The organism is Hydrogenophaga sp. L310 (genome assembly GCF_055703065.1).
The window spans coordinates 284,491-296,373 of sequence record NZ_JBVPZA010000001.1; the positions used below are offsets into that span (position 1 = coordinate 284,491).

Consider the following 11,883-nt stretch of genomic DNA (forward strand, 5'->3'; position numbering starts at 1 on the left):
CGTTCACATGTCCACCTTTCCGATCACCAAACGCGGCGCAGAAAAGCTCAAGGAAGAGTTGCAGCGGCTGAAGACCGTGGACCGTCCCTGGGTGATCGGCGCGATCGCGGAAGCACGGGCCCAGGGCGACCTGAGTGAAAACGCCGAATACGACGCGGCCAAGGATCGCCAGGGCTTCATCGAGGGCCGCATCGCCGAGATCGAGAGCAAGCTCTCGACCGCCCAGATCATTGACCCGACCACCGTGGATGCCGGCGGCCGGGTTGTGTTTGGCGCGACGGTGGACCTGGAGGATGTGTCCGATGGTGCCGCCCTGACCTACCAGATCGTGGGCGAAGACGAGGCCGACCTGAAGCTCGGCCTGGTCAACATTGGCAGCCCGATCGCACGCGCCATGATCGGCAAGGAAGAGGGCGACACCGCCGAAGTCCAGACCCCGGGCGGCACGCGCCGCTTCGAGATCGTGGCCGTGCGCTACGCCTGATGCCCATGCAGCGGCTGGCGGTGTTCCTGGCGGCGCTCTGGTGGGGCGGCATCTCGTCCTTGAGTTTTGTGGCCGTGCCGACACTGTTCGCCAGCCTGGGCAGCCCGGCGGTGGCCGGGCCGGTGGCCGCGAAGCTGTTTTCGCTGCAGTGCTGGGCGGGGCTCGGGCTCGGTCTGGCCTTGTTGCTGATCCTGCGCCGTCAACGTTCGTTGGGGCACTTCCCGCTGGCGGGTGAGCCCGTGGATCCGGAGCAACTGCGAACCATGCAGCGCGTGCTGACCACCATGGGCTTCGTGCTGGCGGCCATGTTGCTGGCCTTGCTGCAGGAGTTCGGCGTGGCGCAGCAAATCGTGACGGCACGCGCCACCGGCGGCGACCTGCGCCTGTGGCACGGTCTGGGTAGCGTGATGGTGCTGGGGCAATGGCTGTGCGCTGGCGTGGTGCTAGCGCGCCTTTCCAGGTAACCCCTCCGCGCCGCCTCCGGCGTCACCCCCAAGGGGGCGGCACTGGCGGCCCGGCAAAGCCGGTTCCGCGGTGCCCTGGGTCGAAGTCCGCTCGCGCCGGGGGACTTACGTCGCGCGTTCGGCTGATTCGAGGGTATTGACCATCAGCATGGTGATGGTCATGGGGCCCACGCCTCCGGGCACCGGGGTGATGTAGCCCGCCACCTCTTTCACGCCGGCAAAGTCCACGTCGCCGCAGAGTTTGCCTTCGTCGTTGCGGTTCATGCCCACGTCCAGCACCACGGCGCCGGGCTTGACCATGTCGGCGGTCAGCACATTGCGCTTGCCCACCGCGGCCACGATCACGTCGGCCTGCAGCGTCATGGCTTTGAGGTCCTTCGTGCCGCTGTGGCAGATGGTGACGGTGGCGTTCTGCTGCAGCAACATCAGCGCCATGGGTTTGCCCACGATGTTGCTGCGGCCGATCACGACCGCGTGTTTGCCTTTGAGGTCGTAACCGATGCTCTCCAGCATCTTCATGCAGCCATAGGGCGTGCAGGGCCAGAAGCCGGGCAGGCCGGTCATCAGGGCGCCGGCGCTGGCGATGTGAAAACCGTCCACGTCCTTGGCGGGCGAAATCGCTTCGATCACTTTCTGCGCGTCGATGTGTGCCGGCAGCGGCAGCTGCACCAGGATGCCGTGGATGGTGGCGTCGTGGTTGAGCGCGTCCACACGGGCCAGCAGGTCGGCTTCGCTCATGCTGGCCGGCCAGGTCTCCAGCACCGAATGCATGCCGGTGTCTTCACAGGCCTTGACCTTGTTGCGCACGTAGACCTGTGAAGCGGGGTTGTCACCGACCAGGACCACGGCCAGACCGGGCGTGATGCCCTTGGCCTTGAGCGCGGTGACGCGCGCGGCGACATCGGCGCGCAGTTGGCGGGAGAGGGCGTTGCCGTCGATCAGTTGGGCGGTCATGGCGTGGGTGGTGGAGTGGTTTGGAAATGGAAACGCCCGCCGAGGGCACCGGCGGGCGTTGGACTGGAGGGTGGCTTGCTCAAGCCTTGGCTGGTGCCTGCCCCAGGGCAATCTTGAGCAGATCGGCCACGGTGTTGGCGCCGAGCTTTTCCATGATGTTGGCACGGTGCGCTTCCACCGTCTTGATGCTGATGCCCAGGTCGTCGGCGATCTGCTTGTTGAGGCGCCCGGCGACGATGCGCTCCAGCACCTGGGCTTCGCGTCCGGTCAGCTTGGAGAGCAGGGCGTCGCGGCTGGCGGCCTGCTGGTGCGTGGCGAAAGCCTCCTTGGCCGTTTCCAGCATGCGCTCGACCAAGGCCACCAGCTGGTCTTCCTTGAAGGGTTTCTGGATGAAGTCCAGCGCGCCCTTTTTCATGGATTCCACGGCCATGGGCACGTCGCCATGGCCAGTGATCAAGACGATGGGCAGGGGCGACTGGCGTTCGATCAGCTTTTCCTGCAGTTCCATGCCGGTCATGCCGCCCATGCGGATGTCTGCAATCAGGCAGGCCACTTCGCGGGCATCGTAGCGGCTGAGAAAGGCTTCTGCCGATTCGAAACAGCGGACCCGGTAATCCTTGCCTTCGAGCAGCCATTGCAGGGAGTCGCGAACGGCTTCGTCGTCATCGACCACATAGACATTGCCTTTTTTGGGGATCAAACTCATCTCGATCTTTCTGTATCCGTCAACGACGCGGAAGGTGCAGCGGGCGCCGTATTTTCTGGCAGGAGTCGGGTTTGCACCGGTATCCAGAAGCTGAAACAGCAACCCACCACCTCTTCGCCATTGTAGATGTTCTGTACCTGCATCCTGCCGTGGTGCGACTCGACGATGCTGCGGCACAACTTGAGGCCGATGCCCATGCCTTCGCTCTTGGTGCTGTAGAAGGCTTCGTAGATGCGTTCGATCATTTCGTCGGGCACGCCGTTGCCGGAGTCGCGTACCGAAAACTCCACCACTTCTTCGTCGTCCAGGCGGCGCGGGCCGACGCGCAGCTCCACATAGCGCTCGCCCGGTGGACGGCCCGCCTGGGCAATCGCCTCGCCCGCGTTCTTGAGCAGGTTGATGAGCACCTGCTCGATCAGGATCGGGTCGACCATCAGGCTGGGCAGGCGCGCGGCCACGTAAGGCGACAGCCGCACCTGCTGGCGCCGCAGCTCGATGTCGGCCAGCTCGATCGCGTTGGCCACCATCTGCGCCACGTCGGACGGCATGGGGTTGGGTTCGCTGCGTTTCACGAAGGCCCGGATGCGCTGGATGATCTGGCCGGCGCGCTGCGCCTGGCGCGAGGTTTTCTCCAGCGCGCCGAGCAGCTCCTCGTTGCTGATGCGCTGCTCGCTCAGCCGCGTGATCATGCCGTTGCAGTAGTTGCTGATGGCGGTCAGTGGCTGGTTGAGTTCGTGCGCCACGCTCGATGCCATCTCGCCCATGGTGATGAGGCGGCTGGCGGTCTGGGCGCGTTCGGCCTGGCGCGAAGCCTGCTCTTCGGCGGTGCGCCGCGGGGTGATGTCGCTCGCAATGACCATCTGGGCGAGACGGCCGTCCACCCAGGTGAGGTAGCGCGTGCGCACCTCCAGCCAGCGGTCGAGCTCCTCGACAAACACCTCGGCGTTTTCCGAGCCGGCATCGGTCAGCGTTTCGGTGGGCATGCCGGCGAAAGCGTCGACCGCATCGCCGTCGTCCGGGCTCGGCGATGGCTGGGTGCCTGCCAGGTCGACCAGGTGCCGATGGCCCTGGCCGCGGGTGCCGAACCACAGGCGGTACATCTTGTTGGCGAACAGCATTTCGTCGCTGCCCAGCGGGGCGACGGAGACCGCGGAGTCCAGGCTTTCCAGCACCGTGGTGAAGCGCTCGTACGAGGCCGAGAGTTCTTCGCGGATGCGCTTGGGCTCGGTGATGTCGGTCATCGACGTCATCCAGCCGGTCTGGTGGCCCTTGGGGTCGATCAGGGGCGAGACATACATGCGGGCGTCGAAGATGCTGCCGTCGCGCCGCTGCACCCGCACCTCGAAGCCGCCCGGCGTGGAGCGGCCGCTGAGCTCGTCTTCCAGGCGGGCAGCGAGCTGGTCGTGGTCTTCGTCCGGCCAGTAGGGGAAGGGCGCCGTGCGGCCCACCAGCTCGCCCTCGGTCCAGCCCGTCATGGAGCAGAACGCCGGGTTCACGTAGGTGATGCGGCCTTGCAGGTCCAGCGCCCGCATGCCGGTCAGCATGGAGTTTTCCATCGCGCGGCGGAAATTGGTTTCGGCCACCAGCGCCTGCTGCGCCTGCACGCGACGGCGCGTGTGGCGCCAGGTGCCAAGCAGCATCCAGACCGTGAGCGCGCTGAGCGCACCGATGACCCAGAAGAAGCCGCTGCCGACGATGTCCTGCGAGGTGCGATAACCCTGCGCCTTCAGGATCAGGCCGTTGCCGACCGGTGACACAGGCACTTCGTGTTCCAGCGGCTGAGACGACCAGGGCAGCAGGCGCAGCACGGTGTTGGGCGACTGCAGGCTGCCGGCCAGCACACGTCCCCGGTCATCGATCAGGGCCACGGCGTAGCGCGCCATGATCTCGGGCGGAATGCCGAAGCGCAGCAGGCCGTCGACCGAATATTCGCCCATCACCGTGCCGGCGAAACGGCCCTGCTCGGTCAACGGCACCTGCAGCATCAGCGTGGCCTGGCGCGGATCTTCACCCAGCGGCCGCGAGTAGATGGGTTGACGCAGGTCGCGCGCCAGGTCAAACGAGCCATCGGTTTCGTTGGGGGCGAGCGTGCTCCCGGGCAGCCGGACCAGAGCGGGCGGCGCGCTGGGCGAGGCGTAGGTGGTCAGGACATGGCGACGACCGTCCACCCAGCTGACGGCCAACAGCTCCGGGAACTGGCTGATCAGGTTTTCGGCCTGGAACTCGAACTCTTCGCTGCTGATTTCCTTGTTGTCGACCTCGCGCGCCAGGCGCATCAGCTGTTCCTGGCGTTCCAGCAGGCGCAGGCGCAGGCGTTGCTGCGCGTATTCCACGTCGCGGGTGACGGCTTCCTGCTCGCGCTCCAGCTCTTCGTAGCGCAGGTAGGTGATGGCCACCACGATGGCCGACAGAAACAGCAGCACGGCCAGCAAAGGCGCCAGGGTGGCAAAGCGGTCCTGGCGGGATGGCGGCAGGCGCAGCCACCACTGGCGCAGCAGGGCCAAAGGCGAGCGCTTGTCCGGCTGCGGTGAAGGGGTATTCGTGGTGGGCGGCATGGATGATCGAGTCTACGTGAGGCGACACGCCACCGCTCTGAACGCCGCGAACAAATGCCCCGGGTTGCAGTTTCATCCCGTTTTCTAGAATTTCATAATGTAGAAATTGAAAGCACATATTGAAATTTATCCGCCAATGTGCAAAAATTCACCACAGCGCGGAAAGGCCGCTTTAAGCTTGATTTCAAACCAACAGGAGACAGACATGTCAGCGTCAGACGCTCTCAATGACCGTGGTGTGGGGGACATCGATTCCCAGGAAACCCGCGAATGGATGGAGGCGCTGGGCGCCGTGATTCAGCGCGAGGGCCCGGAGCGCGCGCACTTCCTGCTGGAACAGCTGCTGGAGGAAGCCCGCCAGAACAGCATCGACCTGCCATTCTCTGCAAACACCGGCTACGTCAACACCATCGAGACCAACCAGGAAGCCCGTTGCCCGGGCAACATCGAGATCGAAGAACGTCTTCGCGCCTACATGCGCTGGAACGCGATGGCGATGGTGGTCAAGGCCAACCGCCACAATCCCGAAGACGGCGGCGACCTGGGTGGCCACATTGGCTCATTCGCTTCGCTGGCCCACATGTTCGGCGCCGGCTTCAACCACTTCTGGCACGCCGAGAGCGAAAACCACGGTGGCGACTGTCTCTACATCCAGGGCCACGTGTCGCCCGGCGTGTACGCACGCGCCTACCTCGAAGGCCGGCTGACCGAAGAACAGCTCCTGCACTTCCGCCAGGAAGTGGATGGCAAGGGACTGTCGAGCTACCCGCACCCCAAGCTCATGCCCGAGTTCTGGCAGTTCCCCACCGTGTCCATGGGTCTGGGTCCGCTGATGGCGATCTACCAGGCGCGCTTCCTCAAGTATCTTCACGCCCGCGGCATTGCGAATACCGAGAACCGCAAGGTCTGGGTGTTCTGTGGCGACGGTGAAATGGACGAAGTCGAGTCGCTGGGCGCCATCAGCCTGGCCGCGCGCGAGAACCTCGACAACCTGATCTTCGTGGTGAACTGCAACCTGCAGCGCCTGGACGGTCCGGTGCGCGGCAACGGCAAGATCGTGCAGGAACTCGAAGGTGAGTTCCGCGGTTCCGGCTGGAACGTGATCAAGCTGCTCTGGGGCAGCAACTGGGACCCGCTGCTGGCGCGCGACAAAGACGGCGCCCTGCGCAAGATCATGATGGAGACGCTGGACGGCGACTACCAGGCCTTCAAGGCCAACGACGGTGCCTATGTGCGCAAGCATTTCTTCGGTCGCGACCCGAAGGCACTGGAGCTCGTCTCGCACATGAGCGACGACGACATCTGGAACCTGCGTCGTGGTGGGCACGACCCTCAGAAGGTCTACGCCGCGTACCACAAGGCGGTCAACCACAAGGGCCAGCCGACCGTGCTGCTGATCAAGACCGTCAAGGGTTTTGGCATGGGCAAATCGGGCGAGGGCAAGAACAACGTGCACCAGACCAAGAAGCTGACCGACGAAGACATCAAGATCTTCCGCGACCGCTTCAACCTGCCGATCCCCGACAGCGAGCTGCCCAAGCTGCCGTTTTACAAGCCAGCCGACGACACACCGGAAATGAAGTACCTGCACGAGCGCCGCCAGGCCCTCGGCGGCTACCTGCCCAAGCGCCGCACCAAGGCCGACGAGAGCTTCACCGTGCCCTCGATCGAGATCTTCAAGAGTGTGATGGAGCCGACCGCCGAAGGCCGCGAAATCTCCACGACCCAGGCCTATGTGCGCTTCCTCACCCAGTTGCTGCGCGACCAGGCCCTGGGCCCGCGCGTGGTGCCCATCCTGGTGGATGAGGCCCGTACCTTCGGCATGGAAGGCCTGTTCCGCCAGATCGGCATCTACAACCCGGCTGGCCAGCAGTACACCCCGGTCGACAAAGACCAGGTCATGTACTACAAGGAAGACAAGGCCGGCCAGATCCTGCAGGAAGGCATCAACGAAGCCGGTGGCATGAGCAGCTGGATCGCGGCGGCCACCTCCTACAGCACCAGCAACCGCATCATGGTGCCGTTCTACGTGTACTACTCGATGTTCGGCTTCCAGCGCATCGGCGACCTGGCCTGGGCCGCGGGCGACATGCAGGCGCGCGGTTTCCTGCTCGGTGGCACCTCGGGCCGCACCACGCTCAACGGCGAAGGCCTGCAGCACGAAGACGGCCACAGCCACATCCTGGCCGGCACGATTCCGAACTGCATCTCCTATGACCCGACCTTCGCGCACGAAGTTGGCGTGATCCTGCACCATGGCCTGAAGCGCATGGTGGAGAAGCAGGACAACGTGTATTTCTACCTGACCCTGCTGAACGAAAACTACGCCATGCCGGGCCTCACGCCGGGCACCGAAGAGCAGATCATCAAAGGCATGTACCTGTGCAAGCCGGGCGCCCAGGGTGAGCAGCGCGTGCAGCTGCTGGGCTCCGGCACCATCCTGCGCGAGAGCATCGCCGCCCAGGAGCTGCTGGCCACCGACTGGGGCGTGCAGGCCGATGTGTGGAGCTGCCCGAGCTTCAACGAGCTGACCCGCGACGGCCAGGACGCCGAACGCTGGAACATGCTGCACCCGACCGAGCCGCAGCGCGCGCCCTTCGTGGCGCAACAGCTGGAGAAACACGCCGGCCCGGTGGTCGCTTCCACCGACTACATGAAGAACTACGCCGAGCAGATCCGTCCGTTCATGCCCAAGGGCCGTTCGTACAAGGTGCTGGGCACCGACGGTTTTGGCCGCAGCGACTTCCGCAGCAAGCTGCGTGAGCACTTCGAGATCAACCGCCACTACATCGTCATCGCGGCTCTGCGCTCGCTCGCCGATGAGGGCAAGCTGCCGATGGCCAAGGTGGCCGAGGCGATTGCCAAATACGGCATCAAGACCGAGAAGATCAACCCGCTCTACGCGTAAATATCCGGAGACAAGAACATGGCACTGGTAGAAGTGAAGGTCCCGGACATCGGCGACTTTGATGAAGTGGCGGTCATTGAACTGCTGGTGAAGGTGGGCGATACGGTCAAGGCCGAGCAGTCGCTGATCACGGTCGAGTCCGACAAGGCCTCGATGGAGATCCCGTCCAGCACCGCTGGCGTGGTGAAAGAACTGCGTGTCGCGCTGGGCGACAAGGTGAAAGAGGGCTCGGTGGTGCTGGTGGTGGAAGCCGCTGGTGAGGCCGCTGCGCCGGCGCCTGCGGCCGCTCCGGCCGCTGCTGCGCCCGCACCAGCACCGGCCCCGGCAGCGGCGCCTGCCGCCGCACCGGTGGCTGCCGCTGCGCCGGAGGCTGCCGCTGCGCCGGAGGCGGCACCCGCAGCATCCGGCCCGGTGCAGGTCCTGGTGCCTGATATCGGCGATTTCAAGGACGTCGCCGTCATCGAGGTGTTCGTGAAGCCCGGCGACACCGTCAAGGTCGAGCAGAGCCTGATCACGGTCGAGTCCGACAAGGCCTCGATGGAGATCCCTTCGTCGCACGCTGGCGTGCTCAAGGAGCTCAAGGTCAAGGTCGGCGACACGGTCAACATTGGTGACCTGCTGGCCATCCTGGAGGGCGCCGCTGGCGCGGCCGCTCCAGCCCCAGCAGCCGCAGCGCCCGCCTCTGCAGCTGCGCCAGCCGCCGCCGTGGCCGCTCCCGCGGCCGCCACAGCGTCGGTGGAAGCCGCGCCCGCCCACAACCCCACCGGCACCCCGGCGCTGGGCCTGCCGCACGCCTCACCCTCGGTGCGCAAGTTCGCCCGCGAACTCGGTGTGCCGCTGGCCGAAGTTCAGGGCAAAGGCCCCAAGGGCCGCATCACGCTGGATGACGTGCAGGGTTTCACCAAGTCGGTCATGGCCGGTGCGGTGCAAACCGCCGCTCAGAAGGCCAAAGCCCCGGCTTCCACCGGTGGTGGCGGCTCCGAGTTGGGCCTGATTCCCTGGCCCAAGGTGGACTTCGCCAAGTTCGGCCCCATCGAGCGCAAGGAGATGGGCCGCATCAAGAAGATCAGCGGCGCCAACCTGCTGCGCAACGCAATCATGATTCCGGCCGTCACCAACCACGACGACGCCGACATCACCGACATCGAAGCCTTCCGCGTCTCCACCAACAAGGAAAACGAGAAGAGCGGCGTGAAGGTGACGATGCTCGCTTTCCTGATCAAGGCATCGGTGGCCGCGCTGAAGAAATTCCCCGAGTTCAACAGCTCGATCGACGGTGATTCGCTGGTCTTCAAGCAGTACTGGCACATCGGCTTCGCGGCCGACACGCCCAACGGCCTGATGGTCCCGGTGATCAAGGACGCCGACAAAAAGGGCGTGCTGCAGATCAGCCAGGAAATGGGCGAGCTCGCCAAGAAGGCGCGCGACGGCAAACTGAGCCCCGCTGAAATGAGTGGTGCCACCTTCACCATCTCGTCGCTGGGCGGCATCGGTGGCCGGTATTTCACGCCCATCATCAACGCCCCCGAAGTCGCCATTCTCGGCGTCTGCAAGAGCAACATGGAACCGGTGTGGGACGGCAAGCAGTTCGTGCCGCGCCTGATGCTGCCGCTGTCGCTGACCTGGGACCACCGCGTGATCGACGGCGCCGCTGCGGCTCGCTTCAACGCGTACCTCGGCCAGATCCTCGGCGACTTCCGTCGCGTTCTTCTTTAAGGACGGAACATGTACCCCCACGCTCATATTCATTCGCTGCCCCCCAAGGGGGCGCAAGCCTCCCTTGAGGCGGCTCGGCGGGAGGCTTAAAGATGGCACTGATCGATATTCAAGTTCCCGACATTGGTGACTTCGACGAAGTGGCCGTGATCGAGTTGCTGGTCAAACCCGGTGACACCGTCAAGGCCGAGCAGTCGCTCATCACCGTGGAGTCCGACAAGGCCTCGATGGAGATTCCTTCGTCGCACGCGGGTGTGGTGAAAGAGCTCAAGGTTGCGCTCGGCGACAAGGTCAAACAAGGCTCGGTGGTGCTGGTGCTGGACGGTGAGGGCGCTGCCAGCGCGCCCGCCGCGCCAGCCGCAGCACCTGTCGTTGCTGCGCCAGCACCCGCTGCTGCTCCGGCCGCAGTTCCGGTCGTTGCCCCTGCCGCCGCCAGTTTCGGCGGCAGCGCCGACCTCGAATGCGACCTGCTCGTGCTCGGCGCCGGGCCCGGCGGCTATTCGGCCGCCTTTCGCGCCGCCGACCTCGGCCTGAAGGTCGTGATCGTCGAGCGCTACGCGCAACTGGGTGGTGTGTGCCTGAATGTGGGCTGCATCCCGTCCAAGGCGCTGCTGCACGTGGCGGCCGTGATGGACGAAGTCAGCCACATGGCGGACCTGGGCGTGGAGTTCGGCCGTCCGGTGGTCAACATCGAGAAGCTGCGCGGCCACAAGGAAAAGGTCATCGGCAAGCTCACTGGCGGCCTGGCCGCGATGGCCAAGATGCGCAAGGTCACCACCGTGCGCGGCTATGGCGCCTTCGTTGGCCCCAACCACGTCGAAGTGGAAGAGACCACCGGCACCGGCCAGGAGAAGACCGGCAGCAAGAAGGTCGTGGCCTTCAAGAAATGCATCATCGCCGCCGGCTCGCAGGCGGTGCGCCTGCCTTTCATGCCCGACGACCCGCGCGTGGTGGACAGCACCGGCGCACTGGCCTTGAAGGATGTGCCCAAGCGCATGCTGATCCTGGGCGGCGGCATCATCGGCCTGGAAATGGGCACGGTCTACAGCACGCTGGGTGCGCGCCTGGACGTGGTGGAAATGCTCGACGGCCTGATGCAGGGCGCCGACCGCGATCTGGTCAAGATCTGGCAGAAGATGAACGCCAGGCGTTTCGACAACATCATGCTCAAGACCAAGACGGTGGGGGCCAAGGCCACGCCCGAAGGCATTGAGGTGACGTTTGCCGCAGCGGAAGAGGGCGGCACTGCGCCCGCGCCGCAGGTCTACGACCTGGTGCTGCAGGCCGTGGGCCGCACGCCCAACGGCAAGAAGATCGCGGCCGACAAGGCCGGGGTGGCGGTGACCGACCGCGGCTTCATCAACGTCGACATCCAGATGCGCACCAACGTGCCACACATCTTCGCCATCGGCGACATCGTGGGCCAGCCCATGCTGGCGCACAAGGCGGTGCACGAGGCGCACGTGGCGGCCGAAGTGATCGCCGGGGAACTGCAGGGCAACAAGGAGCTGGCAGCGGCCGCGTTCAACGCCCGCGTGATCCCCAGCGTGGCCTACACCGACCCCGAAGTGGCCTGGGTGGGTCTCACCGAAGACCAGGCCAAGGCGCAGGGCATCAAGGTCAAGAAGGGCCTGTTCCCCTGGACGGCCTCGGGCCGCGCGATTGCCAACGGCCGCGACGAAGGCGTGACCAAGCTGCTGTTCGACGACAGCCCTGAAGCACACGGCCACGGCAAGATCCTCGGCGGCGGCATGGTCGGCACGCACGCCGGCGACATGATCGGCGAGATCGCGCTGGCGATCGAGATGGGCGCCGACGCGGTGGACATCGGCAAGACCATCCACCCACACCCCACGCTGGGCGAGAGCATCGGCATGGCGGCGGAGGTGGCGCATGGGTCGTGTACCGACCTGCCGCCGGGGAAGAAGTAACCCGTTTCAGCGCTCAGGCAGCAAAGGCCCGAACCGGCAGCGGTTCGGGCCTTTGCCATGTGGTCAGCGAGCATCCATCGGAACGGAGCAGGGTGTGGTGGCGTTTCAACGAGGGGCACTGCTTGCCTGAGCCGTGCACCCGCCGATACAGGGAAGCAGGGTAGG

General features: G+C 65.2%; 8 protein-coding genes. 5 read left to right on the top strand and 3 right to left on the bottom strand.

What is annotated here, in order from left to right; all coding sequences use genetic code 11:
• The first annotated feature begins 7 nt into the window (after positions 1–7).
• The gene (greA, locus tag AC0GNO_RS01415; RefSeq protein ID WP_472887351.1) at positions 8–484 is read left to right on the top strand and encodes a transcription elongation factor GreA; all 477 of its coding nucleotides are present in this window, start codon (positions 8–10) and stop codon (positions 482–484) included.
• Between the two features lie 5 nt (positions 485–489).
• A complete protein-coding gene (locus AC0GNO_RS01420) occupies positions 490–948 on the top strand; it encodes a DUF4149 domain-containing protein (RefSeq protein WP_472902689.1) in 459 nt (152 codons plus the stop codon).
• 105 nt (positions 949–1,053) lie between these two features.
• On the opposite strand, the gene folD is transcribed toward AC0GNO_RS01420, so the two are convergent.
• The 3 genes from folD to AC0GNO_RS01435 all read right to left on the bottom strand — a co-directional run bounded on the left by folD (position 1,054) and on the right by AC0GNO_RS01435 (position 5,163).
• Positions 1,054–1,902 carry a bifunctional methylenetetrahydrofolate dehydrogenase/methenyltetrahydrofolate cyclohydrolase FolD gene (gene folD, locus AC0GNO_RS01425; RefSeq protein ID WP_472902690.1) on the bottom strand — a complete coding sequence of 283 codons (849 nt, stop codon included), beginning with the start codon at positions 1,900–1,902 and terminating at the stop codon, positions 1,054–1,056.
• A gap of 79 nt (positions 1,903–1,981) precedes the next feature.
• Positions 1,982–2,608, bottom strand: a complete 627-nt coding sequence (locus AC0GNO_RS01430; protein ID WP_472887348.1) for a response regulator transcription factor — start codon at positions 2,606–2,608, stop codon at positions 1,982–1,984.
• Positions 2,605–5,163: a PAS domain-containing sensor histidine kinase gene (locus AC0GNO_RS01435; RefSeq protein WP_472902691.1), complete on the bottom strand. Its 2,559-nt coding sequence runs from the start codon at positions 5,161–5,163 to the stop codon at positions 2,605–2,607. The genes AC0GNO_RS01430 and AC0GNO_RS01435 overlap by 4 nt, the downstream gene beginning before the upstream one ends.
• A gap of 205 nt (positions 5,164–5,368) precedes the next feature.
• On the opposite strand from AC0GNO_RS01435, the gene aceE reads away from it, so the two are divergent.
• From aceE to lpdA, 3 genes are all read left to right on the top strand, one after another.
• Entirely contained in the window at positions 5,369–8,071 is a 2,703-nt protein-coding gene (aceE, locus tag AC0GNO_RS01440; RefSeq protein WP_472902692.1) for a pyruvate dehydrogenase (acetyl-transferring), homodimeric type, read from the top strand.
• A gap of 18 nt (positions 8,072–8,089) precedes the next feature.
• On the top strand, positions 8,090–9,787 hold the full coding sequence (gene aceF, locus AC0GNO_RS01445) for a dihydrolipoyllysine-residue acetyltransferase (protein WP_472902693.1): 1,698 nt from the start codon (positions 8,090–8,092) through the stop codon (positions 9,785–9,787).
• A 92-nt stretch (positions 9,788–9,879) separates the two neighbouring features.
• Positions 9,880–11,718, top strand: a complete 1,839-nt coding sequence (gene lpdA, locus AC0GNO_RS01450; RefSeq protein ID WP_472902694.1) for a dihydrolipoyl dehydrogenase — start codon at positions 9,880–9,882, stop codon at positions 11,716–11,718.
• Positions 11,719–11,883 lie beyond the last annotated feature (165 nt).

Excerpts from the sequence above, each read along its gene's own strand:
- folD (WP_472902690.1), bottom strand. The coding sequence starts at position 1,902 with ATGACCGCCCAACTGATCGACGGCAACGCCCTCTCCCGCCAACTGCGC.
- AC0GNO_RS01420 (WP_472902689.1), top strand. The coding sequence starts at position 490 with ATGCAGCGGCTGGCGGTGTTCCTGGCGGCGCTCTGGTGGGGCGGCATC.
- AC0GNO_RS01430 (WP_472887348.1), bottom strand. The coding sequence starts at position 2,608 with ATGAGTTTGATCCCCAAAAAAGGCAATGTCTATGTGGTCGATGACGAC.
- aceF (WP_472902693.1), top strand. The coding sequence starts at position 8,090 with ATGGCACTGGTAGAAGTGAAGGTCCCGGACATCGGCGACTTTGATGAA.
- lpdA (WP_472902694.1), top strand. The coding sequence starts at position 9,880 with ATGGCACTGATCGATATTCAAGTTCCCGACATTGGTGACTTCGACGAA.
- greA (WP_472887351.1), top strand. The coding sequence starts at position 8 with ATGTCCACCTTTCCGATCACCAAACGCGGCGCAGAAAAGCTCAAGGAA.
- AC0GNO_RS01435 (WP_472902691.1), bottom strand. The coding sequence starts at position 5,163 with ATGCCGCCCACCACGAATACCCCTTCACCGCAGCCGGACAAGCGCTCG.
- aceE (WP_472902692.1), top strand. The coding sequence starts at position 5,369 with ATGTCAGCGTCAGACGCTCTCAATGACCGTGGTGTGGGGGACATCGAT.